The organism is Marinomonas rhodophyticola (genome assembly GCF_026113935.1).
GTDB classification, from domain to species: domain Bacteria; phylum Pseudomonadota; class Gammaproteobacteria; order Pseudomonadales; family Marinomonadaceae; genus Marinomonas; species Marinomonas rhodophyticola.
In genome coordinates, this window is sequence record NZ_JAPEUL010000007.1 from 275,347 (window position 1) to 302,160 (window position 26,814).

Genomic DNA, 26,814 nt, shown 5'->3' on the forward strand with positions numbered 1-26,814 from the left:
ATGCGAGTGACGAATAATCTCATTTATAGTCAGTCCAGCAGAGCGATTGGTCAAGCGAACGAAAAAATTCTGAATGCGCAAGAAAAGATTTCTGCGCAAACCGATATTGTTAGGCCGAGTGATAACCCAGTCGGTGCCAGCCAAATATTGATGTATGAAGGTAGTAACAATAGTCTAAAGATATATGATGAATCGATAAAAATGGCGACTAGTCATCTAGAATATCAAGAAGTGGCTTTAGAAAGTCTGAACGATTCTTTAGACGATGTTCGTACGCTTTTCATGCAGGCACAAAACGATATCAATACTCAAGCGGATGTAGATGCAATAGTACAAGAAATAGCCTTAATTACGGGTTCAATGGCAGAGCTGATGAATTCAAAGAGTGCTGATGGTAACTATATTTTTGCGGGAACTGATACACAAGGTCCACCTTTCATATTAAATAGTGATGGCCGTTATGAGTGGGCAGGGAATGAGGGTCAAAAATTTGCCCAAATCTCGGAAGATATGAAAATTCCCGTTTCAGACTCTGGGAAAAAGTTGTTTCAAGATGTTTGGACCAGTCGAACCTTTTCATCTCAGGTGTCAGCTGGCGATGTGTCCCTTACAGCCAAAGTAAAACACCATGGCGACTTTAATCAATTTGTTGAAGACTATTATGACCCTCAAAACCCTACTGCTAATCAATATCGTTTGACTACGCAGCCAATCCTTGCTGAAGGTGCAGTAGCTGACCCTATAGAAGCCTCTACAGGATCAGACACCAAAGCAGATGAGGATCGTCGTCGAGCGTTTGATGGTACACCTGGTTCTTATAGCATTACCAATAGCCTCGGAGAGGTTGTGTCTTCTGGATCTTATACTGCTGGGAAACCTATTGCCTTTGCTGGTATGACATTTTTGCTAAAGGGGGCACCAGGCGCAGTGGTTGATATCTCTTTGGATAAACCAAGAAGAGACAATGTATTGAACGAAATAAACGATAGTTTGGCGGTATTGAGTGATTTATCGTCTAGTAACGATGAGCGTCAAATGGCTTTTTTTGATGCGACGGTCAGTATTAATAATGCGCAAAGAAAAGTCAGTGAAGGTCGATCTTCTGTAGGCGCTAGATTGAATATTTTGCAAGACAGGACTGGTTTTAGCTCAGCGAATCAGTTATCAAACAATGTTGCGCAAGACCGTATTGGCGGTTTAGATATTGCAGCGGCGGCAACGGAGCTAACCATGAAAGAGTCTGCGCTTAGTGCTTCACAAAAGGTGTTTACTCGCATGAATAACCTTTCCCTTTTTAATAAGATGTAATCACCAAGGTATGATATAAAAATGTCAGCATTTAAAATTGAGTCTTGTTTTGGGGCTGATATTTATGTTGGGTATTTCGACATGGAAGAAATACTGGAAATTTTAGGGATTAAAGATCAAGTTGTTAGCAGTAAGCGGGTTCAAAGCTTAATAAAAATGCATGGAAGAAAAGACCGCATTATCAGTGTTGCGATGCGCCAAGTAACTTTTGATGTGCTGCGTCCTGCGTTAGATTCTGAATATTTACCTTACGATCCATATTTCGCTTATGACAAGTTGCTAAGTACTCGCCGTGAAAGGCTATATGATGCACAAGAGCGATTTCTTCTCCTATGTTTGTCCATTGCTTATGGTCGATCTGTAAAAGGGCTAAAAAAGCTCAATCCCGACTTAAATACTAAAGAGTTACGTATCAAACATACGAAAGGGCAAAGCTTGTTTCGCTATTTTCGACAAGAACTAAACGAACAGACCCGTGAATACATTCTTAGTTATAAAGCGCGTATGGATAACAGTGCTGATGGTTCGGTCAAAGAGAGTAGCAGTGCTACGGTTGAGTTAGAGCCAAAAAATACGCTTTCTGGTAGTAATAAAAAGATTCCCTTCGAACATAAGTTTATTCCCACGTCATTTGATGATGAGACGGTCACAGCGCTTAAGTTGTTTCAAGATGGGTACTCGCTGTTGTCATCGCAAGTTGAGCGTTTTAAGCGTGGCGAGCAATTAGATATGTTGGAGTTAGTGAAATTTTGCCGTCGATTAATACAATCTCATACCCGCAATAATTTCTCTTTAATGGCGATACGTCATATAAAAGACGCCTCTATTTATTTAGAGCAACATGCCATGGGGATGGCTGTTCTGGGCATCCACTTTGCGAAAGCCATGAAATTATCGAGTGCGTATGTCGAGGTTATTTCTCTCGGAGCACTTTTGTTTGATTTAGGACGTTTTCGTTTACCAATGGCCATGGTATCTAAAACAACAAAAATGACGGACGGTGAGTTTGATCTGTTTCGTAAGCATATCCAATTTGGCGAACAAATTTTACAAAAATGTGAAGGTGTTCCTAAAGCCGTTTATCAGATGCTATTAGATCACCATGAAAAAATTGATGGCTCAGGCTATCCTGCTGGTAAGCAGGGGGATGAAATTTCTGTTTACGGTAAAATAGCTGCGATTATAGATGCATATGATGCCATGACATCAGAACAGCCGCACAAGCCCTCGATGGGGCCTATCAAGGCGTGTCAGCAGATGCAAAAGGAATCAGGATTGGCATTTGACAGGCAATTGCTCGCGGTGTTTTTAAAAAGTATCGGTTCTGTTCCTGTCGGTTCCTGTGTGCAATTGTCTAATGGGCGAATAGGATTCGTTCTGACGCTTAATAAATCCTTTCAGCCATCGCTCATCCGACAGGTGTACAGCATAACAAATAGATCTTTTGTGGCTGCTTCAGATATCGAGCTTAATAAGTCTGCTAATCTCAGAACCGAAGTGACAATTGAAAAAGAGGTTGATCCTCAAGCTTTTGGATTGCAGTTTATCAATCATATCTCATAATACCGTTCACCGTTCACCGTTCACCGTTCACCGTTCACCGTTCACCGTTCACCGTTCACCGTTCACCGTTCACCGTTCACCGTTCACCGTTCACCGTTCACCGTTCACCGTTCACCGTTCACCGTTCACTGCTTAAGAAAAAATTAGAGTTCAAATGTTTTCAATCTTCTTTTTTTATGATTGTGCTCTTTTAGCATTATTTTGATGTTTTAGTGCTTTTATTTTTAAAGTTATTTGCTCTGAGTTCGATAACTGTGGGTACTGCTTTTTTTGAGTGTAGAAAATGTAAACAATTCAAAAAAAGTATAAAAAAATATTAAAGATCAGACCTAATGTGTCGATAACCTTAATAAGAGACAAAAACCAAATAACTAATTAAATCAAAAGGTTGTCTCGTTAAAAAAATGTTTTTAGGAGAGAAAAAATGGCTTTATACGTAAATACAAATGTGTCCTCGCTGAATGCTCAGCGTATGCTAACCAACTCTAGTCGAGAACTTGATACCTCTTACGAGCGTTTATCATCAGGTCGTCGAATTAACAGCGCTGCAGACGATGCCGCTGGTCTTCAAATTTCAGATCGTTTGACATCACAGATTAATGGTTTGAATCAATCTGTTCGAAACGCAAACGATGGTATTTCTTTGGCTCAAACTGCTGAAGGTGCGTTGGACGAAACAACGAGTATGTTACAACGTATGCGTACTTTGTCTATCCAAGCGGCCAACGGTTCAAACACAGACAAAGATCGTGTCGCACTACAGCAAGAAATGGCGCAATTATCTGAAGAGATAAACCGTATTGCATCAACCACAACATTCGGTGGTGAAAACTTACTTGACGGTACTTATCAAGGTTTGTTCCAAGTGGGTGCTGATGCTAACCAGACAATCAGTTTTACTCTGGAGTTTGGTGGTGCGAATAATTCCATTGATTATCAAGGAAATAATGGCTTCACCATGTCTGGTTTATCAAGCCAAGCATCATCGCAAGTGAGTGTATCAACCGCTTCTGTCTCTACGGTCGTCAATGCGCAGAGTATGATAGGTATTATTGATACGATGATTTCAGCGGTAGATTTTAAGCGGGCAGAATTAGGTGCGGTACAAAACCGTTTTAGTTCAACTATAACGAACTTAAGCAATATTTCTGAAAACGTGTCCGCAGCACGTGCTCGTGTTCGTGATGCCGATTTCGCTCAAGAGACAGCAAACTTAACCAGTGCGCAAATTCTTCAGCAAGCGAGTAGTACTATCCTTGCTCAGGCTAATCAGCGTCCTCAAGCAGCACTTTCTCTATTAGGTAATTAATTGAAATAAATGGCATTGCGTGAGGCGGCACAAGATTGTCGCTTTTACAAAGTATTCGAGTCTTTTCTCGGATTATGGGCAACTTCTCTCTCCTAGAGGTGCCTTTTAAGCCGAGGTGATTTTTTCACCTGGCTTTTTTTTGCCCAAATAATGCGATGTGTCAGCATTTTGGTGGGTTAGGAGTGCGCAGGCTTATGTCACAGGCAGTTAATGAACAATGTTGCGAAGGGGAAATGATCCCTTTGGGTTCTGGATTGGCTTTGAGATGGGCTTCATTAGCAAAATGAAATTTAGACTATTCGCCCTTTAGTGAGTGTTTTCTAAAGAATTTTACTGTTACGGCAGGACATCAAGATAAATTTTACGTCGTATTTTTATGAGGTGAATGATGGTTTTTACAGAGGGGTTAACTGCTTTTAGGTGGATGGCATTGCTGCGTAAGCGATGATTTGGCTGGGATTCCTCAGAAGTCAGTTAATGCATGAGGTTATGTGGAAAAAATTACGAGACTGAAATGTTAATAACACAGGTGTGGTGCGCTGATTATTCGGTATTTATTGGCCAAGCTGCTCAGATGGTTACTCAAAACTCTGCGAAGTTGAAGTTGGGTTAATGGAAGGTAGTTACTTTGTTCCTCATGTTTTTGCCTCTCCAAGAGGTGGTGTTGGAGTGATGCTGTGGCATAGCCACGTCTTATTTTGAGGTATTTACTGGTGGCGTCGGCTCGGGATCCTCTATGTAAAAACAGCTGTGTCTATTGTTTCGCAAAACGAAGGTGGATCAATTTATGAGGCAAAAAACGCTGAATGAGTTCTTAAATGGATATTAGGTGTTCGTCATTAGGCATTGGGTCTTAGAAATCCCCGCGCTCTAAATATGGCGTTTCGACATACTGGTACGGCACAGCTACGTCTTTTTTTAGCTGAGTATGGGGTGGTGAGCATATAGATATTGGTGGTTCGGATCCGTGGTCACCTTGTTGGCATTCTGGCTGTTATTTGTAAGCCCGTGGGTATAGCGATCCGTTTTCAAAAAGGTGCTAAGGGGGACTGATTATTGGGTCTTTAAATATAAAAAATCAAAATGATGGCATGGCACTACTGCGTCTTTTTTTTGGGGGGGTTGTTGAATGTCCGTTTTGAACATAAATGGTCGCTGTTTTCTACAACGAGGGGAGGGAGGCTGTCGTGCGTAAATCGATAATACGTTCAACGAAAAGCAGAGAAAAAAGGGTCTCACTTGGGCTATTTTTGTGAGCCATTTTTTGTCGGTTTTTATAGGCAGTTTTCGTCGTTTAAAGGCGGGGTTTTGCCACTTTTTGTGTGCTGCTAAATATGATGTATGAGCTGCGAGAGTGTTGTTTCTGCTCGCCTCAAATTTTGTCACGGCAACGTAAGGTTCATGGGCATTTTTAGTGTATTTAATGACCGATTTTGATGAATAACGCTTTTTTTAAAGAAAAAGTGTAAAAAAATTTAATTGTTTTTTAGTGATTTAAAACAATTAGTTAGGCAGTTATTTGCCGCTGTAAGGGAATGTTTTATCCACTATGAGGAGAAAATGTTCCGAATTTGACTAAAGGTTTTCAAAGTCTTGCCGAAAACCTTATACGATCTGCTTTATTTTGCAGGATTTAATAAAACCTAGGAGGCTATAATGGCTCTTTATGTAAATACTAATACTTCATCTTTAAGTGCACAGCGCCAGCTAATGGGCTCTGCTAAATCTTTGGATACATCTTTTGAACGTTTGTCTTCTGGTTTGCGTATCAACAGCGCTTCTGATGATGCGGCAGGTCTACTTATCTCCAACCGTTTAACCTCTCAGGTAAATGGTTTGAATCAGTCTGTTCGTAACGCTAATGACGGTATTTCTTTGGCTCAAACAGCAGAGGGTGCATTGGATGAAACGACGAATATGTTGCAACGTATGCGTACGCTATCTATCCAAGCGTCAAACGGCTCTAACTCAGATAAAGACCGTGCAGCCATTCAACAGGAAGTAAGTCAACTTTCTACTGAAATAAACCGTATCGCTTCCGATACTACTTTTGGTGGTGAGAATTTATTAGATGGTACCTACACTGGTATCTTCCAGGTGGGTGCAGACTCTAACCAAACGATTAGTTTTAACCTAACCGACGGTGGTGTTAATAACACAATCGATTACGCTGGAAATGGTGGTTTCACTATGTCTGGTTTGTCGAGCAGTTCTACTACAGCGCAGGTGAGCGTGTCTACGGCTTCGGTTTCTACTGTAGCGAATGCTCAGAGTATGATTGATACACTAGATACTATGATTGCTGCGGTTGACTCGAAGCGTGCTGAGTTGGGTGCGGTCCAAAACCGTTTTGGTTCAACAATCAGCAACTTGAGTAACATCACAGAAAACGTATCATCTGCACGTGCTCGTGTTCGTGATGCTGACTTTGCGGCAGAAACGGCGGAGCTAACAAGCTCTCAAATTCTTCAGCAAGCAAGTTCATCTATTTTGGCTCAAGCGAACCAACGTCCACAAACGGCTTTGTCTCTTTTAGGCTAAGTTTAGTGGTAGCGGAAAGCTGGGACTTTGTCCGGCTTTTGTCTATTTGGAGGAACTCTGATATGTCTATTAATGCCAGTGATTTTTCTAAGCAGGGTCTCAACTATTCCTTGAAGCCGGATCAGCGTACAGTGGAGGATTTTGCTGCATTGCGCCAAGCAAATGCTAAAGTTGTACAGAATGCGGCCGAGACAAACAAAAGTGATAGAGAAAATAGACATTCTCATTCCTCGAATTTGTCGGCCCCTGTTGAGCCAAGCGATCTGAAGGCAATGAATCAAAAATTGTCTCAATTAAATGTACATTTAACCTTTGAAATGACAGAAGACCGAGCGCAAAATATTGTGAAGGTATTGGATCAGTCAACGGGGGATGTGGTTCGTCAAATTCCAACAGAAGAGTTTCTCAAAATGTCGGAAAGAATTGATGCTATCATGAGCCAGTTAAGTGATATCAAAGGAACCTTGGTAAACAGTGAGGTTTGATTAGATCATAGATAATGCGAAGCGTTAGGAGATGAAGTTATGTCGGTAGGCTCATTAGGTGCAGGGTCTGGTATAGATTTAGAATCCCTTGTAAATCAAATGGTGAGTGCTCAAAAAGACGTCAAGGTTAAACTTTATCAAGATAAAATCAATGATTATGAAGCAGAACTGTCTGCTCTTGGTAAAGTTGGTTCGGCCATTGATAACTTTAAATCTTCCGTTAAGGCGCTGAATGATGATGAGGCTCTTTACTGGTCGAGATGCCAAAATAGACCAAAAAGAAGGAGAAGAAGTTATTGCTATCACCACAGATAGTACGGCTTCTAATGGTTCCTACGCAATTGATGTGAATCAATTGGCGAAAGGCAGTCGCGTGATGTCGGCTCCTGGGGTTTTTTCTTCCGCTGATGATGTGGTCTCTAACGAGGAAGCACAGCTCATTTTTAAAGCTGGCAGCCATGAATTTTCCATAAATGTTGCTGCCGGTACAACTTTATCCGAACTACGCAACCAAATTAATACGTCAGAAGATAACTTTGGCGTGTCGGCTAATCTTGTTGATGATGGTAGTGGTAATTTATTTTTTACCTTAACCTCTTCTATTCAAGGGGCTGGTAACACTCTAAAGATATCCAACACCGCCGTTGCTCGAGATGAAGACGGTAATATCATTAAAGATAACCCTACAATTGAAGAAAGCGATGACACTAGCTCGGAAGATGCGTCGACCGATGAAATCGATGAATTAGACCTAGAAGGTGACGATGTCGATTTCGCCAATGACGGTCCTATTCCTGCAGATGAAGAAAAAAATCGCTTAGCGGCGGATGATGAGTCCAGCCCTGACTCTGACGAGCTTGATAAAGCAGACTCCAATTTATCACCATTTGCTTCCGGTATTACATTAGACAGCGTGTCGACAGAGGGCGCGTTTGCTGGCTTATACACACCTTTGGGTGAAGAAGCGCGTGATGCTGTGATTACCGTTGATGGTATTCAAATCCGAAACGATACCAATACTTTTGATGAAGCCGTTGCCGGATTATCAATAGAGGCGCTAGCGCCAACGAATAAGACCACGAAAGTGGATATCAGTTTTGACCAAAAAACAGTGCAAGAAACGATCGAGCAATTCATTTCTTCCTATAATGAGATGGTCGGTTTGTTAAACGCCAGCTCTCAGAAAGGCGCGGTGCTGAACGGTAACAGTATGATTCGAAACCTCCAGGCGTCTTTGTCGACTCAGTTAATGAGTGGTCATGGTGATTCATCGACCTTTACATCCATTTTTGATTTAGGCGTAAAAATGGACAACCAAGGCCAATTAAGTTTCGATAGTACCAAGTTTAATAATGCTATGAAGCGTGGCTACAGCGAGATAGCGCCGTTGATGTCTGGTGATAATGGTTTGGCTCAGTCATTGGAGAACCTGTTAGATAACTATACAGGACCACGTGGTATGACAAATACATTAAAGGATTCCATAAGTCGGTCGATAGATAGTACAGAAGAGACATTAGAAGCGTATGAAAGTCGTATGGCGAAATACGAAGAGTCGCTTCGTACTAAGTTTACTAGTTTGGATTCTCGCCTAGCGGAGATGAACGCGCAGGGTGGATATCTAAACTCTGTCTTAGCGAAAATGTAAAACGGTTTAAATTGTGTAAGTTAATAAATGGGGTTGTATATGTACAAGAGTAAAGGGATCCAAGCCTACAGAAAGGACTCAATTAAGTCCGATTTAGCGTCGGCTGACCCTCACCGTGTCATTCAGCTCTTAATGCAAGGCGCGCTTGAAAAGCTTGCCTTAGGAAAAGGCTGTATTGAGCGTCGTGACTGGGAAGGAAAGGCGGCAGCATTGACTCGTGCGAGTGAAATTATTAATGCATTAAGAGATGCATTAGATCGCGATGTTAATCCAGAGCTCGTTGATAACCTTGAGTCTCTTTACGAGTACATGATAGTCCGTATTACTGAAGCCAGTATTGCTAAAGATACCAGCATTCTTGATCAGGTAATGGGTCTTCTTCTGCAAATTAAAGGCGCTTGGGATCAAATATCCAACGCTGATAAAGAAGCGGCTTATCATGGTCAAAATGAAGCTAGGGTAGGCGCAGTGTAATGTTTGATATGTCTCACTTAATAACCTTGAGTGCCGCATTAGAACAAAGTATCACCGATAGAGACATAGATCAGATTCAGCAGTTATGCGAAGACAATAATCGTTTTATTCTCACCATAGAGCCGCTTGATGATCCGGCTGCCAATGAAAAAATAAGACACTTTATATTGGTACATCAATCGGCTATTCGGCTCATCCGTGATGTGCGCTCAGAAATGCAAAAACAACTTTATCAAACTCATAAGACCCGTAAGGGTGTAAATAAGTACAAAGGCGTGAAACATGCAGAATGAGGAGAATTTCTCGTCTCTTGGTCAGGCAGAAGCGTTTGTTTCTATGTTTGAAAGGGGTGCGGCTCGCCTCAAAGAGAATGATCAAGAGTTAACAGACCGTTACCTAAGAAACATGAATATGTTTGCTCAGGTCATGCCTCATATCTTTGAATCTTTTCAAAACTATCAGCCCAAAAAACGCCATATCTACATGGAAGAAAGCGGTGAGCTTAACCTTTACCGTGAAGATATTGGTGTACCGCTTTTTTCCAATGTGCCAAGAACTCAAGCGGCAGAAAAAGTAAAACGGGCTTTTTTGAAACCTAACAAAACGCTGTTAAATTTAGAGCGTACGGCGAATCATCCCAGTCGTCACGTATATTACAGCAATAAAATTTTAGATAAGGTTGAACATCAATCAGAAGGGCTAACAGCACAAGAAGGCTGGCCGGAATTCGTCGGTTCGACCATTTTGTTTGGTATAGAGTTCGGCTATCAACTTGAAATATTGCTTGCCGAACGTCAGATCAAACACCTGTATCTTTATGAACACGATTTGGACTTTTTTTACTATTCGTTGTTTGCCATTGAGTGGCGAGATATTTTAGAAGTGTGTAACCAAGATGGCCGCACTATTCATTTCTTCTTAGGCGTCAGCCCTGAAGAGTTTACTGAGAAATATTTGCGTCAGTTGGAAGAAAATGGTTTTTTCATGGCGCCAGAGACCTTCTTGCATGTTGGTTATACTAGCCCTGAAAATGATCAGGCCATCGATCATTTCAAAAAACAGTACGCCCGCCAAGTAATGGGCTGGGGCTTTTTTGATGATGCCTTAATTGGCATTGCGCAAGGTCTAAAATCCTTGCCGAAAACCAAAGTGGCTCATTTCCAAGGCCGCGATGCTTTGCCTAAATGGGTGTCCAATATTCCTGTCTTTATTTTGGGTAATGGGCCTTCCCTTGACCAAGGCATCGAACTGGTTAAAGAAGTGCGAGATCAGGTGTTAGTTATCTGTTGTGGCTCCACCATTAATACCTTGAAAAAATTGGGTGTGACGCCTGATATTCACGTGGATATTGAGCGTCTCAAGCAAACCGTAGACAAGTTCCAATTTTTGGATCAGGACTATCTGGACAAAATCTGGGCGTTGTCCGTCAATGTGATGCACCCAGGCCTGTATGACTGCTTCAAGCGCTCAGGCATGGCGATGAAACCAGGCGAGGCCATCACGTCTTTGATGCTGAACCAAGCGCGCCTGAATGGTGATAACAAAGAATACGTGCAACTTAACTACTGTAACCCTGTGGTGGCTAACCTTGCCTTGTCTTATGTGCATCTGTTTGGTTTTAACAACGTTTACTACTTGGGCGTGGACAACGGCTTTAAAGACAAAGGCAGTCACCATTCTATTCACAGTGGTTACTACAAAGATGGCAAAGAATCTGGCTTCCAAACGTTTCAAGAGGCTAAGTTAGTCGAGCGTGAAGGTAATTTCGGTGGCACTATCTATGCTACAGGTATCATGGACACGTCACGAGTGCAGCTGGAGTCTCTTACTCGGTTGCTGAATAAACGTCGTAACTTTGCCAGCTTCAATTTATCTGATGGCGCGAAAATCGAAGGGGTGACGCCTTTGCCATTAGAAGATGTGTTGATCATGGATCCAAAAATCGACCACGCCAAAGTGATCGACATCCTAGAGCAAACTTTTTTTACAGATCCGCCATCGGCTCTGCTAGATAAAGCCACAGACTCACTGATCTCGGTTGATGATTTCCGTAAGATCAGTCAGAACTTGCAACAGGGCTGGGATGAATCGGTGACCACCCGTCAACAGGTGTGTGATTTACTTTGGTCTCACCATCGTCAAATCTATTTCTTGAAGGGCAGTGTGCATCGTCACATTTACGACTTGCTGATAGGTTCCTTCACTTATTCCGCCTTCCTGATCGTACAGTTCCTGTTTAAATATCAAGATGAAGCGGAAACCGTGGCACGTGCAAAACATCTATTTGCCCCATGGTGCGAGTTCTTAGAAGAAATGCCTAGTATGTTGCAACAGGCCTCAGACTATGTGGACAAAGGCAACGACCACCTGATTACTTACTACAACGGTTAATTATGTTCGAAGCTACGTTTGAAAAAATGCCTTTTATCATTGCTGAGTTATCGGGCAACCATGACCAAAACTTCGAGCTTGCCAAAGCCATGATTCATGCTGCGGCTGAGGCGGGAGTTGATGCCATCAAGTTGCAAACTTATACCCCAGATACCATGACTCTCGATGTGCGTCATGGGGAATTTATGGTGTCAGAGAGCGACAGCTTATGGCGTGGTACCAACCTTTATGATTTGTACCAAAAAGCGTCGACCCCTTGGGAATGGCATAAACCCTTATTTGAACTGGCAGAGTCTTTAGGGCTGGTGGCGTTTAGTTCACCGTTTGACTTGAGTGCGGTGGACTTCTTGGAGTCCCTTGATGTGCCTTTGTACAAGATCGCTTCCTTTGAAATGACCGACATTCCGCTGATTCAAGCAGTAGCACGCACTGGCAAGCCCATCATCATGTCTACTGGCATGGCAAGCGAAGCGGAAATAGCGGAAGCCGTGGCGACCATCCGAGCCATTGGCAATAACCCGTTAACCTTGCTCAAATGCACCAGTACCTACCCTGCAAAAATTGAAGACACCAATTTAGTGACCATGGCGGATTTGGCGGCTAAAACAGGTTGCCCTGTGGGGTTGTCCGATCATACCCGTGGTTTGGGAGCGGCGGTGGCCGCTACGGCCTTGGGTGCGACCGTGATTGAAAAACACTTTGTGTTGGATCGCAGCGCAGGCGGAGTAGACGCAGAGTTCTCTATGGAGCCTGCCGAAATGAAAGCGCTTGTCGATGCCTGTCGCGCAGCCAAAGCCGCCTTGGGCACCGTGACCTATGGCGGTTCAGAAGCCGAGCAAGCGGCGAAGAAATATCGTCGCTCTATCTACGTAGCAACTGACCTGCCAGCGGGTACGGTACTCACTGAAGCTCATCTAAAAATCATACGCCCGTCTTTTGGCTTAGAGCCAAAGTATTGGCCTGACGTGTTGGGTAAAACCCTCGCCAGAGATGCTCAAAAAGGTCAACCACTCGCTTGGGATATGCTGGCGTGAAACTGCTCGTGCGCGCCGATGCGTCTGTCGAAATCGGCATGGGGCATCGAGTGCGCAGTCAAGCGCTGATTCATGCGTTTCACGCTCTCGGTTGGCAATGTCAGTTTGCGGTAGCGCAGCGACATGCTTCGTTTGCCAGCCCAGACGATATACTCATAGAGGATGAAGTGGCTTTTCTTGCCGTGGCTCAGCAAGCGGATTTAGTCATCCTAGACCACTATGGCTATAGTGCAGCAGACATCCGACGTTTGTATCAGCATCAGCCTAATCTGTTGGTGCTGGATGACATGAACGACCGTGGCGACTTTCCTGCCCGATGGCTATTGAATCCCCTTGAGCAAAACTATTCCACTTTGGTAGAGAAGCCGTTAACGGGTAGCCAATACGCCTTGCTGAGGCCAGCCTTTCAACAATCAAGCATCGATCAACCCCGAACTAAACGCGCCGATAAACTCTTAATTACTCTTGGTGGAACCGATCCGCTGGCGCTCACTTTGCCCATTGTGCAGAGCCTATTAACTGCGGGTTTTGCTATCGATAATCTACAAGTCTTATTGGGAGCCAATGCCAAACAGGCCGACCAAGTGGAGGCGTTTTGCGCTGCTCATCAGATTGCGGTTGAGCGAGGTGTCTCAGATGTTACGCCGTTAATGAAACGCGCGAAAATGGCCATTTCTGCCGCAGGTGGAACCCTGTTTGAATTAGCTTGCATGGGCGTGCCGACGGTTTTTGCGCAAGTAGCTGACAACCAAACGCGCTCCCTTGAACAACATATCCCTTTGGGCTGGTGCCGCGCGGTACGCTTTGATAATCAGCCTATTGCTTTGCACTCGGCTTTGGTGGAGCAACTGGTGTCTGAGCTTCGTTCACTCTGGCTGAATGATGCATGGCAAGTCCAAGCTCGTGCTACGGCAAAAAGCTTAGTCGATGGCTTGGGTGCGCAGAGAGTGGCACAAGTCATCACAGATGATCTGTCACGACTCGGCAAGCTTGAGTCGCATGATTTGCGTTAAGCGTTGCCAATCTTCCTCGGTATCTAGATCCTGAATTCGATGTCTTGGTAATAGCAGTGGCTTGGATCGTGGGCCAAATATTACTTCATCAAACCAGTCTTTTGTGCTTGCCCAATAAAACTGTCCAGCATCGTGTATGGCTTCCACTAAATCCTGTGAACGCTTGCCAATGTGTTCGGGGAACATAGGCGCTAGCTCACCATTGGTTTGAATATGCAGAGCGCGCTGAATAGGGAAGGCAAAGGTCGTAGCGGAAAAGCAAAAAGTCGTGTCGGCCTCTGCTAACTTCTGCCAACCTTGTTGTATGTCTTCGACGGTGAGCATTGGGCAAGTGGCGTAAATCAAACAGGCTTGGTCTGGCGCTCTGCCTTCCTCAATAAGATAGTTCAGCGCGTGCTGCATCACAGGGGTTGTGCCCGTCATGTGGTCGGCTAAGTCAGCAGGGCGCATAAAGGGCGTTTCTGCACCATAACGTCGCGCCACGTCAGCTATTTCAGCATCATCGGTCGATACAATGACGCGATCAAACAAGCCAGACGCCAACGCCGTTTCAATGGAATACGCAATCAGCGGCTTGCCTTCCAATGGACGAATGTTTTTCCTTGGAATGCGTTGTGAGCCACCACGAGCGGGAATGACCGCCACTCGATAAGGCCGCTGCTCAGAAAAAGAGTCATCTTTTAACCGCTGTTCGTAAGACATGGTTAGGCTCTCATGACACGATTGGCGATCAAAGCATGTTTTAAAATCAGTGCCACTCGTTCTTGTTGTGCATAAGTGAGGTCGGCAAAAAGCGGCAAACTCAGTGTGCGAGCATAATAATCTTCAGCGATAGGAAAGTCGCCATGTTTAAATCCCAACGCTTGATAATAAGGTTGCGTATGCACAGGAATGTAATGTACCTGAGTCCCAATACCAGCGTGACGTAGCACATCAAAAACGCCTTTCCTAGCGGACTTATTGTGCTCAGGTAATAAAATCGGATACAAGTGCAAGGAGGAATAGTTGTCCTCAGACTGATAGGGCAGAGTAATAGGAAAGTTTTTCAACAGAGTTTTATAGTGTTCAAATTGTTTATGACGACGTTCTATGAAGTCGTCCAAATGAGATAATTGAGCCAACCCGAGTGCAGCTTGCAGCTCTGTCATACGGTAATTAAAGCCTAATGTATGTTGTTCATAATACCAATCGCCAGGTTGTTGATTGAGTTCGTCTGGTGATTTGGTTATGCCTTGCGAAGCATGAGTGCGCATGTGTTTGGCGAGCAGTTCATTATTGGTGACAGCCATGCCACCTTCCGCTGTGGTAATGATTTTTACCGGATGAAAGCTAAAAACACAGATGTCGCTAAATTTTCCATTGCCCACATGATCGCCTTGGTAGGTGGCACCAATGGCATGAGAAGCGTCTTCAATAATGCGAAAACCATACGCTTTAGATAGGGCATAAATGGCCGCCATGTCACAGGATTGTCCAGCAAAATGTACTGGTATAACCACTTTTGGAAGCGTGCCAGTTAACTTCGCTGCCTGAAGTTTTTGGGCCAATTTGTTTGCACACATGTTGTAAGTTCGAGGATCAATATCAACAAAATCCACCAAGGCACCACAATAACGAGCGCAATTGGCCGAAGCGATAAAGGTATTCGGCGAAGTCCACACCCTATCGCCCACACCAACGCCCAACGCCAAACAGGCAAGGTGCAACGCTGAGGTGGCACTGTTTGCCGCCACACCGAAACTTGCTCCCACTTTGGCTGCGATAGCTTGCTCAAATTCACCAACACACGGTACCTGGGTTAAAAAATCAGAGCGCAGCGATTTTACAACAGCCGCAATGTCGTCTTCGCTAATGGATTGGCGACCGTAAGGAATAAAATCAGTGGGCATCATCGAAGGTTAAAATCTCTGCAATACTTAAAAAGTGTGGATTACTACCAGATTGATACTCGTATCCTGGTTCAACTAACTCACCTATTTCTCCTAAACGACTGTGGGCGAAATCCATATCGTCTTGGTAAAACTTAATGCTAGGAGCAATCACGTAATGATTTTTAAACTCATAGGTGTGGTAGGAATCATCACTTGGACACATGACTTCGTGCAGTTTCTCACCAGGGCGAATGCCCACGTCACGGGTGGGAATATTTGGTGCATAAGCTGCCGCCAAATCCAGAATACGCACGGAGGGAATCTTAGGCACAAAAATTTCACCACCATGCATGCGTTGAAAGTTTGTTAGAACGAAATCGACACCCATTGGTAGCGTGATCCAAAATCGTGTCATGTCAGGGTGTGTGATAGGAATAGAATCCGCACCATCGGCTACCAATTTTTGGAAAAAGGGCACCACAGAGCCACGTGAGCCAACCACATTGCCATAGCGAACCACAGAGAAACGTGTACGGCCTTGACCGACCATATTGTTAGCCGCCACGAACAGCTTGTCAGAGGCTAACTTAGTGGCGCCGTAAAGATTGATAGGAGCCGCGGCCTTGTCAGTGGATAACGCGATAACCTTGTCCACATTGTTCGCAATGGCCGCCGCGATAACATTTTCAGCGCCATGAATGTTGGTTTTAATGCATTCCATAGGGTTGTATTCTGCTGCTGGAACCTGCTTGAGGGCCGCCGCATGAATCACATAATCCACATCACGCATGGCTTGAGTCAAACGGTCTTTGTCTCTCACATCTCCAATGAAGTAGCGCATACAAGTGGCATCAAAATCTTGCTGCATTTCGTATTGCTTGAGTTCATCGCGGGAGTAAATAATCAAGCGTTTAGGTTGGTAATTGGCCAGTAACGTTTTGACATACTGACGACCAAATGACCCCGTGCCGCCAGTAATAAGAATGCTTTTGTTGTTAAACATGTATGAGTACCAAACCAAAATGAAAGTTACACAAGCCTAATGAAGATTGATGATGAACCAGTTTCATAGACAAAGAATCTTTTTACCGTATCGACAACTTTAGGCGAAACATTAATGAAATCAAGTGCCTCCTTTGAGGCTATCCCTTTTCAGACCATCGCAAAAACGACAGCTTCTTCGAAGGAGGTAATCTTTTAAGCGTCATTTGCTTTGCGAGCCACACAGTTCGCAATATGGTCATTCACCATGCCGGTAGCCTGCATAAAAGCATAACATGTTGTGGGACCAAGAAACTTAAATCCTCTTTTTTTCAAGTCTTTGGCGAGACGCGTCGACAGCTCTGTTACGGCGGGCACCTCAGCCAGTCCATTAACCCGATTATCAATCACCTTGTGATCACTAAAGCCCCAGTAGTATTGACTGAAAGAGCCAAACTCGTCGGCGATTTTTAAAAAGGCTTGTGCATTATTAATGGTGGCTTCTATTTTGGCTCGGTGACGAACAATCCGTTCGTCCAGTAACAATCTTTCCACATCATCGTTTGTCATTTTAGCGACTTTGCTTGGATCAAATCCATTAAAAACGGCCCGATAGCCTTCTCGTTTGCGTAAAATGGTAATCCAGCTTAGACCTGCTTGGGCGCTTTCGAGTACAATGCACTCAAACAGCGAGGGGTCATCGTATACAGGGATGCCCCATTCGGTATCGTGGTAATGAATGTACTCGGGCGATCCCAAACACCAAGTGCAACGTATATTGTCCATGTAGCGCTCCGTCTTAAGATTATCAATGAAGGAAAATCGATCCTTCTATTTCTCATTTACTGATCTGATCATATCAGAGTCGATTCAACATAGTGTTTTACTCAAAGCGAGACAGCATGAAGTTTAAACCAACATATAGTAAAAATGACGTAGAAGTTATAGCTGACGAATGCCTTTACAAAGGTTTTTTTGAAATGCGTAAACTGACCCTACGACATAAGAAATTTAATGGCGGATGGAGTCAACCCATGAGCCGCGAAATGATGGTGCGTAATGATGCCGTCTGTGTTCTTTTATTTGATCCTGTGGCCGATAAGATTTTGCTGATCGAACAATTTCGACCTACGGTACTTCGCAGCGAATCGCCTTGGTTGCTGGAGCTGGTAGCTGGCATGGTGGAAGAGGGTGAAAGTGATGAAGAAGTCGCGCGTCGTGAATCTTTAGAGGAAGCGGGTGTGACCGTAAAACGTCTCGAATACATGTTTAAATTCGTGCCTTCTCCTGGTGGTTTGGTGGAGTATTTACGCATGTATGCCGGTGAGTTTGACTCGAGCCTTGTTGACACCAGTAAGGTGCACGGTTTAGACGCTGAGAACGAAGATATTAAATTGCATCTCATCTCTGCTGATGACGCCATTGCCTTGCTGAAAGATGATGTGGAAAATGCCAGCACAATAATGGGACTGCAATGGTTTGCGTTAAATAAAAACGATCTTGTTACACGTTGGAGTGCATAAGTCGATGGCAGATGAACATAACATCTCCACAATGTCTATATTAAAACGCATGGTAATACAGCCTATAACGGGTGTGTTTTCTTTCTTTTTTATGTCCGCTAACGCGCTTTTTTGGACACTGCTGGCGCACTTGGTTGCTCCGCTATTGTTGCTGAAAAATACACAATACGAGGCGTTTGCTGAGCGGTGTTTTAATCGTCTCTATGAGGGTTGGGCGGCGGCGAACGAATGGTGGTTTCAGCATGTGCTTGGTATAAACTGGGAATTAGACGACACCATGGAGGTCGATTTCCAGCATTGGCATTTGATCATTGCCAATCATCGTTCTTGGGTGGATGTGTTTGTGATTTTTGCGCAGCTAAGAGGGCGTCGCCCTTTGCCAAGGGTGTTTATGAAGCAGGCCTTGATCTGGATGCCTTTTGTTGGCAGTGCCACGTATATCATGGGGTTTCCTTATATGAAGCGCTACAGTAAAGATACGCTAAAGAAAAAACCGCATTTAATTGGCAAAGATTTAGAGACCACACGCAAGTCCTGCGTTAGGCTATTAAAACGTCCTAACGCCATTATGAGTTTTGTGGAAGGCACACGCTTTACCGACGGCAAACATAAGCAACAAGCGTCGCCTTATGGCTGTCTTCTTAAACCAAGGGCTGGTGGCGTGAGTTTTATTCTGCAAACCATGCCACAGACCATCAAAAGTATCACTGACATCAATGTCTTGTACGAACGACCCAAGGTAACGGGTTGGGATTTGCTGTGTGGACGCATAGGTAAAGTCAGAGTGGTAGTGCGAGACATCGCATTACCAAAGGCAATGTTAACGCCAGAATATAACGCGGCAGGCAAAGACAGAGAGCACTTTTTTGCGTGGTTTAATCTATACTGGCAAGATAAAGACACACGTTTGAGTCGTCAACTCGAGGCATTAAGGCATCCTTCGAATCTCGGTACAGAAGCTGATTTTTCCATAAAAAATGCCCCGTAATGATGGCAAATCTGATAACAAACGATGATAAAGGCAAAATGATAGAGAAAATGTCAAAACAGTACGTACCAGACTTGGTCAGTTTACAGATGTTAGGCGAACTGAATTATCGTCGCTTAGGTAAACTCATGCGTGGCCAAGAGGAAATGGATGCTTGGCACTTTTCGATTCACAGCGTGGGGAACCAAGAAAGCCGCTTGTCTCTCACCTTGGGCAAAGAAAGCCGATTTACCACTGAGATAGGGTTAGAGTTTGGCCCTGAGATTGAAAAAAAGCTGTTATTTGAAGCCAGATTATCCATGACAATACGCCTTTATCATGATGTCGCTATTGCAGAAATCACGGATGGACATAGGCAATATCAAGGGGCTTATCCATACCCTAACGATGCTATGCTGCACCGAGATGAAAAGTTTCGCTTGAATCAACAGTTAGCGGATTTGTTGGAACTGTGCTTGAAGCATGGGCATAGACTGAATAACACTTTGTCTTTTCAGTTCGCCTAATATTGACGTATTTAGGAAATCCTTTGACTAATTTACTCTACATACACGGTTTTAATAGTTCAGAGCGCTCCCATAAAGCCACCGTATTAGTCGATGCGGCTACGGCAATGGGGCGACCAAATGCGGTTATTTCTCCCCGTTTGTCTTGGCAACCCGCGCAAGCAATTAAACAGCTTGAAGCCATTATTGAAGCCAAACAGGACGATGGAATCACGTTAATTGGCAGCTCACTTGGTGGTTTTTACGCGGCTTACTTAGCGGAAAAATATCGTCTTAAAGCAATATTAGTAAATCCAGCAGTACAAGCGCCCCTCTTATTAAAAGATTATCTTGGTCCACAAACCAACCCTTATACCCAAGAAAAATACGAACTGACAGAGGCTCATATGCGAGAACTGGAACAGTTAGTCGTTGCGGAACCCACCGCATCGTTATATTGGCTGATGGTGCAAGAGGGCGATGAAGTATTGGACTACAAAGAAGCACTCAATGTTTTTTCTAAAACAGCACGCTTAACACACGAAGCAAAAGGTGACCACAGCTTTACTGAATTTGAGCGGTTTTCCTCAGAAATTCTGCGGTTTGCACAAATTATAACCGAGTAAACCATGGCTCTTGTTGGACTATTTCACACCACGTAAAACCAGTGATAGACTCTAACGAATCTAATTTACACTCGCACGCGCTCTAGTATTTTGACACTATGGCGCACGATCAACTTGGAAGCAAAAACACGCATGTCTGCAAAAGAATATAACGCCGGATCGATAGAAGTTCTTAGTGGCTTAGAACCTGTTCAAAAACGTCCTGGAATGTACACAGATACCTCGCGGCCGAACCATTTAGGGCAAGAAGTTATCGATAACTCAGTTGACGAAGCCTTGGCTGGTCATGCAGACCGCATTGAAGTGATTTTATACAAAGATGGCTCCTTGAGCGTAGAAGACAATGGCCGAGGTATGCCGGTGGATATTCACCCAGAGGAAGGCATATCCGGTGTTGAATTGATTCTTACCAAACTGCACGCTGGTGGCAAATTCTCGGGTGACAATTACCAATTTTCAGGCGGTTTACACGGAGTTGGTGTCTCTGTGGTGAACGCGTTATCAACCTCTTTAGAGGTGTGGGTAAGACGCAACGGCATTCAGTACCACATAGGTTTTGAAAACGGTTTTAAAACCTCAGAGCTAAAAGAAATTGGCACTGTGGGTAAGAAAAACACCGGAACCAAGGTGAAATTTACCGCGGACAGTAAATACTTTGATAGTCCTAAGTTTTCGGTTTCCCGTTTGAAACATCTTTTAAAAGCCAAAGCCGTATTGTGTTCAGGCTTGCATGTTGTCTTTATTGACCAAAGTGGCGCAGAAGAAGTCCGTGAAGAATGGTTTTATCAAGACGGCTTAAAAGATTATCTTGCACAAGCAAACAACGGTTTTGTCCTATTACCGGATGAGCCTTTCATTGGCGGTGTAACGGAAAAGACACAAGGCGTTGACTGGGCGGTACAATGGTTGCCAGAAGGCGGTGAATTGGTAACAGAAAGCTATGTCAACTTAATTCCAACCGCACAAGGTGGCACACACGTCAATGGTCTTCGAACAGGGCTGTTAGAAGCCATTCGGGAATTCTGTGACTTTCACAACCTCTTGCCTCGTGGTGTTAAGCTTACCGCAGAAGACGTATGGGATCGCTGTAGCTATGTGTTGTCAGCAAAGATTCAAGAGCCGCAGTTTTCTGGTCAAACCAAGGAGAGGTTATCGTCTCGTCAAATCGTTGCCTTTATTTCGGCCACACTCAAAGACGCCTTTAGTCTATGGCTGAATTCGAATGTTGAAGACGGTAAAAAGATTGCCGATATCGTCATCAATAGTGCGCAGAAGCGCCTAAAAGACAGCAAAAAAGTCGTGCGCAAACGAATTACGCAAGGCCCAGCCTTACCGGGTAAATTGGCCGACTGTTCAGGACAAGATTCATCACGAAGTGAGCTTTTTAGTGGAAGGGGATTCAGCGGGCGGTTCTGCCAAACAAGCCCGTGAAAAAGACTTCCAAGCTATTTTGCCACTGCGTGGTAAAATTCTGAACTCATGGGAAGTAGACTCCAATCAGGTACTGGCTTCGCAAGAAATTCACGATATTTCCGTGGCGCTTGGGGTGGACCCAGGCGATGACGATTTGAGTGGCTTACGCTATGGCAAAGTCTGTATTCTTGCCGATGCTGACTCGGACGGTTTACACATCGCCACCTTGATTTGCGCCTTGTTTGTACGACATTTTCCGGCTTTGGTGAACAGTGGACATGTCTTCGTTGCTATGCCGCCCTTGTACCGAATCGACATCGGCAAAGAAGTGTATTACGCCCTAGATGACGAAGAAAAAGACATCACCTTGCACAAAATAGCCGCGGAAAACAAACGTGGTACACCAAACGTACAGCGCTTTAAGGGGTTGGGTGAGATGAACCCAGCACAATTACGTGAAACTACTATGGCGCCAGACACCCGTCGTTTGATCCAACTTACTATGGAAGACAAACCAGATACCGACGAACTACTGGACAAATTGCTATCGAAAAAACGCGCTGGTGATCGCAAAAACTGGCTAGAAACCTATGGTAACTTGGCGATTATTGATTAATGAATCGATAATTTCTTGCTTTGGCCAAGACAAGCTAAAATATATGTATAGCTCAACTAAATGGAAACGAATAAATGTCTGAAGAGATAAACGATGATGTCATCAGCGAAGAAGTTCTGTACGAAAAAATAGACCACTATTTATTGACGTTTGGAACCGATCGTTCGCTGATGTGTGTGTCGGAGTTAGATGGCTTTTTAACTGCGTTGGGTTGTTCTGTACAAGAATTAGAGCCGGATGTCTGGTTGAACGCCATTTGGGGAGCAGATGAAGATCAGCCTGTTTGGGAGTCCACTGAACAGGAAGATGAGTTTCTCAGTCTCGTGTTGATCATGTACATGGAAACGATGAACAGCTTGTTGTTTGGGGATTTTTACCCTGTGTATCTAGAGCAAGAAGTGGATGGTGAATACAGCATCTTGGTTGAAGAATGGTGTGTTGGCTTCATTCGCGGTGCCAAACTGATAGGAATGGGTATCGGCGGCGACAGAGAATTTTTTGATGAAGCGATGGCGCCAGTGCGACTATTTGGTACAGAAGCGGGCTGGGATAAATTGGAAGCCATGGTGGAAGAAGAAGTGACTTTTTGGCGGGATATGTTAGAACCATCCATTTTGCGCTTGGTACAGTATTATCATCCAGATATGCAAGCGGGTAAAAAGAACTCAGAGAATCGCGTAATACACTGATTCAGTTGGTTTTTCGTACAGTATTCTTTTTTGCTAAAAACAAAAAAAGCCGTGATGAATTACATCACGGCTTTTGCTTTTTTTACAGGCGAGGAAAATTAACCCACGACCTTCGCAATGCTTTCACACAAATAATCGATGTTGTTATCACTGACACCCGCAATGCTCATACGGCCAGTATCCGCAATATAAATCGCGTATTCACTGCGCAAGGTACGCACTTGCTCTAGGGTTAAACCAGAATAAGAGAACATACCGCGCTGATCTTTGATGAAGCTAAAGTCTTTACTCGCACCAGAAGCCGCCAATTTTGCGACCAGCTTTTCACGCAAACCGTTAATGCGATCACGCATCGCTGCCACTTCTAGTTCCCATTCTGCTTTCAGCTCAGGATTGCTCATAATGGTATAAACCACTGCCGCACCGTGAGCGGGTGGCATAGAGTAGTTGGCACGAATGGCCTGACCAATGATAGAAAACGCCGCATTGGCTTCATCTGCAGACGCTGCAATCACACTCAAACCACCACAACGCTCGCGGTAAATACCAAAGTTTTTCGAGAAAGAGTTCGCGATCAACATATCTTGAACATTGGCCGCCATATAACGCAAGCCTGCCAAATCTTCATCCAAACCATCACCAAAGCCTTGGTACGCCGCATCAACCAACGCCAATAGACCGCGTTTGTTAACGAACTCCGTTAGGACTTTCCAATGATCGAATTGCAAGTCGATGCCGGTTGGGTTGTGGCAGCACGCATGCAGCAACAACACATCGCCTTCTTTTACTTCGGCTTCTAGGGTGGCCATCATGTCGTCAAAGCGCAAACCGTTTGTTGCTGGATCGTAGTAAGGGTAGTTTTTCACCTCAACGCCAGCAGAGTCAAAAATCGACTTGTGGTTACCCCAAGTTGGGTCACTTACCCAAAGGCGCGCGCCTTTTAAGTTAGCACTGATAAAGTCAGCCGCCACTTTTAATGCGCCAGTGCCACCAGGCGTTTGCGTTGAGCGAACACGACCAGATGCGATCAGTGGATTGCCTTCACCCAAAATCAAATCTTTGATAATGGCTTCAAACTCAGTAGCACCATAAATGCCTAGATAGCTTTTAGAATCTTCTTGTTCAAGCAAAATGGCTTCGGCTTTTTTTACCGTATTAAGAATCGGCGTATGGCCGTTATCGTCTTTATAGACACCCACACCCAAATCGATTTTCTTTGGATTGGTATCTTGCTTATGGGCCATAATAAGGGCTAAAAGAGGGTCGCCAGAAACAGCTTTAAGATGCTTGAACATAATAATTACGGGGTCCTTATATACGTCACAGGGAAATCACTGTGGCTAGAATCATTGCTTAAATAGCCTCTTCATTTTGCCGTTTTTATGACAAAATACAATGCAACAGTGAGGGAAATTTCCCCAATACTGTCAAGAAAAAAAGACACTGAGTTTTCCTCCTGCACCGAGCCTGTTTATGACCTCTTTCCAACGGCGTTTTCAATCTTTAGACACTTGGTTAAAAACGCACCAAGCCCTTTGGCAATTTGATACATTTCACCAATTCAAAACCCCTTGGCGTGATGATTATCCAGCTTTAGCCGATTACCTAGAAAACCATGGACAGCAACCAATCGATGACACCTTTTACGCTGAAGTATTTCGTCTTTGTCCTGAGCTTCAGACGCCATTTGACGAAAAAACACAGGGAAAAAATACCTTACCGACGAAGCGAACACTTACTAACGACTTTCCTGCTTATGTATCCGCGGGGATAAAAGGCCGCAAATGGTCGCAGATCCAAGCCTTTGTTGCACACACGCCGCACGCCAATAACTATCTAGAGTGGTGCGCTGGCAAAGGCCACTTGGGCAAACTCTTGGCTTTTGAAGATCACCACCCAGTCCACAGCCTAGAATGGCAGAAATCACTCTGTGAAGCGGGAGAACAAGAAGCCAAGCGGTTAAAAATTCCACAAACTTTCACTCATGCCGATGTGCTAAAAGGTGAAGGTCAAGAGGCGTTAGCGAACGCTCACTGCGCTGTAGCGCTTCATGCTTGTGGGGATTTGCACCGAGAACTGATCAAACAAGCTGTTGCTGCCCATACTGCTTCGCTGTGTATTTCTCCTTGCTGCTATCACCTAACACAAGACGAGTATTATCAGCCGCTGTCACAGACCGCCCAACAATCCGCACTGACACTACGCCAAGCCGACCTCAAACTCGCCGTCAAAGAAGTCGCCACCGCAGGCGCCCGTGAGCAACGCCTCAAACAGCTCGAACTGACTTACCGACTCGGCTTCGACGCATGGCAACGAACCGCCCGCCAGCAAGACGACTACCTACCGGTTCCTTCCATACAAAAAAACCGCTTAAACCAAGGCTTCCACACTTTTTGCCAGTGGGCCGCCGAGCAAAAAGGGCTAACGGACTTAACCTCTAAAACCTCTTTTGAAAACTTCGAAGCCACCGGCCAATCTCGTTACCAACAAATTCAAAAACTCGAAGCCATTAGCCAACTCTTTCGACCCGCCCTCGAACATTGGCTTGTCCTCGACCGTGCCATGTACCTAGAAGAGCACGGCTACCACGTCGAGATAGGAAAATTCTGCGAGAAAAGCCTCACCCCAAGAAACTGGATGATCAGGGCTACGCAGACGTAAGAGGCTTTTGTGATATAGTGTTTAGCGAGGTGCTTTCTTTTAGAACGGTGCTATATGTACCGTCAACGAACACGCATGGATGCAGATAACATTGACCATTGGGAGAGGGTGTTATGATCAAAAAAACGCAACTTAGCCTACAAGACCAAACCTCAGAATTCTTACTTTATACCGCCCCGAATGGAGACGTAAAAGTAGAAGTATTGCTCAGTGGTGAAACCATTTGGTTAACACAGGAGCGGATAGCAGAGCTGTTTGGGGTACAACGTCCGGCTATCTCTAAGCATTTAAAAAATATTTTTGAAAGCGGTGAGCTGCAAGAGGAACTGGTTATTTCCATTTTGGAACATACCACTGCTCATGGTGCCATGGCGGATAAAACGCAAACTAAACCTGTGAGATATTACAACTTAGATGCCGTGATCTCGGTCGGCTATCGGGTTAACTCAACGCAAGCCACCCAATTTCGTATCTGGGCAACTCAACTCATTAAAGACTACATCATCAAAGGCTTTGCTATGGATGATGAACGTCTTAAAAACGGTCGCTTTTTTGGCAAGGATTACTTTAAAGAATTACTGGAACGAGTTCGCTCCATTCGAGCCAGTGAGCGACGTGTTTATCAGCAGATAACCGATATTTTTGCTGAATGCAGTATTGATTACGACCCACGTTCAGAAACAACGCACTTGTTCTATGCCCATGTGCAAGATAAGTTTCACTTTGCTATTACAGGGCATACGGCGGCAGAAATTATTTCACTGAAAGCCGATGCCAGCCAACCCTTGATGGGCATGATGACGTATAAAAACGCCCCTTCAGGTCGAGTGCTTAAATCCGATACAACCATCGCGAAAAACTACCTAAGTGAAGATGAAATCAAAAAATTAGAGCGCACAGTTTCCGCCTTTTTTGACTACATAGAAGGCATCATTGAGCGCCGCAATACCTTTACCATGGAAGCCTTTGCGGAAAGCGTTAATAAATTTTTAGCCTTCAACGAGTATCAAGTGTTAGAAGGTTACGGCCAAGTATCGCGTCAAGCCGCAGAGCAAAAAGCCCATATTGAGTATGAACAGTTTAATAAACAACAAAAAATAGAATCAGATTTTGACCGTGAAGTGAAGCAATTACTGAGCAATAAAAAAAGGACGTAGATAAATCTGCATAGGCAGGGCGCTAATCAACAAGCAAA

General features: G+C 44.4%; 24 protein-coding genes and 1 pseudogene. 20 read left to right on the forward strand and 5 right to left on the reverse strand.

Translation table 11 applies throughout. From position 1 onward, the window contains the following. From flgL to pseG, 12 genes are all read left to right on the forward strand, one after another. Positions 1-1,308 carry a flagellar hook-associated protein FlgL gene (flgL, locus tag ONZ52_RS09830; protein ID WP_265218429.1) on the forward strand — a complete coding sequence of 436 codons (1,308 nt, stop codon included), beginning with the start codon at positions 1-3 and terminating at the stop codon, positions 1,306-1,308. Between the two features lie 21 nt (positions 1,309-1,329). Then, positions 1,330-2,871 (forward strand): HD-GYP domain-containing protein, encoded by a 1,542-nt coding sequence (locus ONZ52_RS09835; RefSeq protein ID WP_265218430.1) that lies wholly within the window; start codon positions 1,330-1,332, stop codon positions 2,869-2,871. Between the two features lie 424 nt (positions 2,872-3,295). Continuing rightward, positions 3,296-4,180, forward strand: coding sequence for a flagellin N-terminal helical domain-containing protein (locus ONZ52_RS09840; RefSeq protein ID WP_265218431.1), 885 nt, complete (start codon positions 3,296-3,298; stop codon positions 4,178-4,180). A 1,656-nt stretch (positions 4,181-5,836) separates the two neighbouring features. Further along, on the forward strand, positions 5,837-6,721 hold the full coding sequence (locus tag ONZ52_RS09845; RefSeq protein ID WP_265218432.1) for a flagellin N-terminal helical domain-containing protein: 885 nt from the start codon (positions 5,837-5,839) through the stop codon (positions 6,719-6,721). 62 nt (positions 6,722-6,783) lie between these two features. Further along, on the forward strand, positions 6,784-7,206 hold the full coding sequence (locus ONZ52_RS09850) for a flagellar protein FlaG (protein WP_265218433.1): 423 nt from the start codon (positions 6,784-6,786) through the stop codon (positions 7,204-7,206). A 39-nt stretch (positions 7,207-7,245) separates the two neighbouring features. Then, positions 7,246-7,521, forward strand: coding sequence for a flagellar cap protein FliD N-terminal domain-containing protein (locus tag ONZ52_RS09855; protein WP_265218434.1), 276 nt, complete (start codon positions 7,246-7,248; stop codon positions 7,519-7,521). Next, positions 7,439-8,854, forward strand: coding sequence for a flagellar filament capping protein FliD (fliD, locus tag ONZ52_RS09860; RefSeq protein WP_265218435.1), 1,416 nt, complete (start codon positions 7,439-7,441; stop codon positions 8,852-8,854). Before ONZ52_RS09855 ends, fliD begins: the two co-directional genes overlap by 83 nt. A gap of 39 nt (positions 8,855-8,893) precedes the next feature. After that, positions 8,894-9,328 carry a flagellar export chaperone FliS gene (gene fliS, locus ONZ52_RS09865; RefSeq protein WP_265218436.1) on the forward strand — a complete coding sequence of 145 codons (435 nt, stop codon included), beginning with the start codon at positions 8,894-8,896 and terminating at the stop codon, positions 9,326-9,328. Then, on the forward strand, positions 9,328-9,621 hold the full coding sequence (locus ONZ52_RS09870; RefSeq protein WP_265218437.1) for a hypothetical protein: 294 nt from the start codon (positions 9,328-9,330) through the stop codon (positions 9,619-9,621). Before fliS ends, ONZ52_RS09870 begins: the two co-directional genes overlap by 1 nt. Further along, positions 9,611-11,719, forward strand: a complete 2,109-nt coding sequence (locus ONZ52_RS09875) for a motility associated factor glycosyltransferase family protein (RefSeq protein ID WP_265218438.1) — start codon at positions 9,611-9,613, stop codon at positions 11,717-11,719. The genes ONZ52_RS09870 and ONZ52_RS09875 overlap by 11 nt, the downstream gene beginning before the upstream one ends. Positions 11,720-11,721: 2 nt before the next feature. Beyond that, positions 11,722-12,753: a pseudaminic acid synthase gene (gene pseI / locus ONZ52_RS09880; protein ID WP_265218439.1), complete on the forward strand. Its 1,032-nt coding sequence runs from the start codon at positions 11,722-11,724 to the stop codon at positions 12,751-12,753. Continuing rightward, positions 12,750-13,766, forward strand: a complete 1,017-nt coding sequence (gene pseG, locus ONZ52_RS09885) for a UDP-2,4-diacetamido-2,4,6-trideoxy-beta-L-altropyranose hydrolase (protein ID WP_265218440.1) — start codon at positions 12,750-12,752, stop codon at positions 13,764-13,766. Before pseI ends, pseG begins: the two co-directional genes overlap by 4 nt. Here the strand turns inward: pseG and pseF are convergent. The 4 genes from pseF to ONZ52_RS09905 form a co-directional block, all read right to left on the reverse strand. Continuing rightward, entirely contained in the window at positions 13,728-14,468 is a 741-nt protein-coding gene (pseF, locus tag ONZ52_RS09890) for a pseudaminic acid cytidylyltransferase (protein ID WP_265218441.1), read from the reverse strand. The genes pseG and pseF overlap by 39 nt on opposite strands. 2 nt (positions 14,469-14,470) lie before the next feature. Beyond that, a complete protein-coding gene (gene pseC, locus ONZ52_RS09895) occupies positions 14,471-15,658 on the reverse strand; it encodes a UDP-4-amino-4,6-dideoxy-N-acetyl-beta-L-altrosamine transaminase (RefSeq protein ID WP_265218442.1) in 1,188 nt (395 codons plus the stop codon). Continuing rightward, on the reverse strand, positions 15,645-16,640 hold the full coding sequence (pseB, locus tag ONZ52_RS09900; RefSeq protein ID WP_265218443.1) for a UDP-N-acetylglucosamine 4,6-dehydratase (inverting): 996 nt from the start codon (positions 16,638-16,640) through the stop codon (positions 15,645-15,647). Before pseB ends, pseC begins: the two co-directional genes overlap by 14 nt. Before the next feature lie 194 nt (positions 16,641-16,834). Further along, positions 16,835-17,404 carry a DNA-3-methyladenine glycosylase I gene (locus ONZ52_RS09905; protein WP_265218444.1) on the reverse strand — a complete coding sequence of 190 codons (570 nt, stop codon included), beginning with the start codon at positions 17,402-17,404 and terminating at the stop codon, positions 16,835-16,837. 116 nt (positions 17,405-17,520) lie between these two features. Between ONZ52_RS09905 and ONZ52_RS09910 the strand changes: the two genes are divergently transcribed. The 6 genes and pseudogenes from ONZ52_RS09910 (at position 17,521) to ONZ52_RS09935 (ending at position 22,958) form a co-directional block, all read left to right on the forward strand. Then, entirely contained in the window at positions 17,521-18,141 is a 621-nt protein-coding gene (locus tag ONZ52_RS09910) for an NUDIX domain-containing protein (protein ID WP_265218445.1), read from the forward strand. A gap of 4 nt (positions 18,142-18,145) precedes the next feature. After that, positions 18,146-19,129 carry a 1-acylglycerol-3-phosphate O-acyltransferase, YihG family gene (yihG, locus tag ONZ52_RS09915; RefSeq protein WP_265218446.1) on the forward strand — a complete coding sequence of 328 codons (984 nt, stop codon included), beginning with the start codon at positions 18,146-18,148 and terminating at the stop codon, positions 19,127-19,129. A 50-nt stretch (positions 19,130-19,179) separates the two neighbouring features. Further along, positions 19,180-19,635 (forward strand): DUF1249 domain-containing protein, encoded by a 456-nt coding sequence (locus ONZ52_RS09920; RefSeq protein ID WP_265218447.1) that lies wholly within the window; start codon positions 19,180-19,182, stop codon positions 19,633-19,635. A 23-nt stretch (positions 19,636-19,658) separates the two neighbouring features. Beyond that, positions 19,659-20,240: a YqiA/YcfP family alpha/beta fold hydrolase gene (locus ONZ52_RS09925; protein ID WP_265218448.1), complete on the forward strand. Its 582-nt coding sequence runs from the start codon at positions 19,659-19,661 to the stop codon at positions 20,238-20,240. 132 nt (positions 20,241-20,372) lie between these two features. Next, positions 20,373-22,269, forward strand: a pseudogene (gene parE, locus ONZ52_RS09930) (DNA topoisomerase IV subunit B). A gap of 74 nt (positions 22,270-22,343) precedes the next feature. Continuing rightward, the gene (locus ONZ52_RS09935) at positions 22,344-22,958 is read left to right on the forward strand and encodes a UPF0149 family protein (protein ID WP_265218449.1); all 615 of its coding nucleotides are present in this window, start codon (positions 22,344-22,346) and stop codon (positions 22,956-22,958) included. A gap of 98 nt (positions 22,959-23,056) precedes the next feature. On the opposite strand, the gene ONZ52_RS09940 is transcribed toward ONZ52_RS09935, so the two are convergent. Beyond that, complete coding sequence (locus tag ONZ52_RS09940; protein ID WP_265218450.1) at positions 23,057-24,253, reverse strand: amino acid aminotransferase; 1,197 nt, start codon at positions 24,251-24,253, stop codon at positions 23,057-23,059. Between the two features lie 178 nt (positions 24,254-24,431). Between ONZ52_RS09940 and ONZ52_RS09945 the strand changes: the two genes are divergently transcribed. Both ONZ52_RS09945 and ONZ52_RS09950 read left to right on the forward strand, forming a co-directional pair. After that, on the forward strand, positions 24,432-25,619 hold the full coding sequence (locus ONZ52_RS09945) for an SAM-dependent methyltransferase (protein WP_265218451.1): 1,188 nt from the start codon (positions 24,432-24,434) through the stop codon (positions 25,617-25,619). 113 nt (positions 25,620-25,732) lie between these two features. After that, on the forward strand, positions 25,733-26,776 hold the full coding sequence (locus ONZ52_RS09950; RefSeq protein ID WP_265218452.1) for a virulence RhuM family protein: 1,044 nt from the start codon (positions 25,733-25,735) through the stop codon (positions 26,774-26,776). Positions 26,777-26,814 lie beyond the last annotated feature (38 nt).

Bases quoted from the DNA above. Each gene is read 5' to 3' on its own strand.
- pseC (WP_265218442.1), bottom strand. From the start codon at position 15,658: ATGATGCCCACTGATTTTATTCCTTACGGTCGCCAATCCATTAGCGAA.
- ONZ52_RS09920 (WP_265218447.1), top strand. From the start codon at position 19,180: ATGTCAAAACAGTACGTACCAGACTTGGTCAGTTTACAGATGTTAGGC.
- yihG (WP_265218446.1), top strand. From the start codon at position 18,146: ATGGCAGATGAACATAACATCTCCACAATGTCTATATTAAAACGCATG.
- ONZ52_RS09835 (WP_265218430.1), top strand. From the start codon at position 1,330: ATGTCAGCATTTAAAATTGAGTCTTGTTTTGGGGCTGATATTTATGTT.
- ONZ52_RS09905 (WP_265218444.1), bottom strand. From the start codon at position 17,404: ATGGACAATATACGTTGCACTTGGTGTTTGGGATCGCCCGAGTACATT.
- fliD (WP_265218435.1), top strand. From the start codon at position 7,439: ATGATGATGAGGCTCTTTACTGGTCGAGATGCCAAAATAGACCAAAAA.
- ONZ52_RS09850 (WP_265218433.1), top strand. From the start codon at position 6,784: ATGTCTATTAATGCCAGTGATTTTTCTAAGCAGGGTCTCAACTATTCC.
- ONZ52_RS09940 (WP_265218450.1), bottom strand. From the start codon at position 24,253: ATGTTCAAGCATCTTAAAGCTGTTTCTGGCGACCCTCTTTTAGCCCTT.
- ONZ52_RS09875 (WP_265218438.1), top strand. From the start codon at position 9,611: ATGCAGAATGAGGAGAATTTCTCGTCTCTTGGTCAGGCAGAAGCGTTT.
- pseI (WP_265218439.1), top strand. From the start codon at position 11,722: ATGTTCGAAGCTACGTTTGAAAAAATGCCTTTTATCATTGCTGAGTTA.
- ONZ52_RS09945 (WP_265218451.1), top strand. From the start codon at position 24,432: ATGACCTCTTTCCAACGGCGTTTTCAATCTTTAGACACTTGGTTAAAA.
- ONZ52_RS09910 (WP_265218445.1), top strand. From the start codon at position 17,521: ATGAAGTTTAAACCAACATATAGTAAAAATGACGTAGAAGTTATAGCT.
- ONZ52_RS09870 (WP_265218437.1), top strand. From the start codon at position 9,328: ATGTTTGATATGTCTCACTTAATAACCTTGAGTGCCGCATTAGAACAA.
- ONZ52_RS09935 (WP_265218449.1), top strand. From the start codon at position 22,344: ATGTCTGAAGAGATAAACGATGATGTCATCAGCGAAGAAGTTCTGTAC.
- flgL (WP_265218429.1), top strand. From the start codon at position 1: ATGCGAGTGACGAATAATCTCATTTATAGTCAGTCCAGCAGAGCGATT.
- ONZ52_RS09840 (WP_265218431.1), top strand. From the start codon at position 3,296: ATGGCTTTATACGTAAATACAAATGTGTCCTCGCTGAATGCTCAGCGT.
- ONZ52_RS09845 (WP_265218432.1), top strand. From the start codon at position 5,837: ATGGCTCTTTATGTAAATACTAATACTTCATCTTTAAGTGCACAGCGC.
- ONZ52_RS09950 (WP_265218452.1), top strand. From the start codon at position 25,733: ATGATCAAAAAAACGCAACTTAGCCTACAAGACCAAACCTCAGAATTC.
- fliS (WP_265218436.1), top strand. From the start codon at position 8,894: ATGTACAAGAGTAAAGGGATCCAAGCCTACAGAAAGGACTCAATTAAG.
- pseB (WP_265218443.1), bottom strand. From the start codon at position 16,640: ATGTTTAACAACAAAAGCATTCTTATTACTGGCGGCACGGGGTCATTT.
- pseF (WP_265218441.1), bottom strand. From the start codon at position 14,468: ATGTCTTACGAACAGCGGTTAAAAGATGACTCTTTTTCTGAGCAGCGG.
- ONZ52_RS09855 (WP_265218434.1), top strand. From the start codon at position 7,246: ATGTCGGTAGGCTCATTAGGTGCAGGGTCTGGTATAGATTTAGAATCC.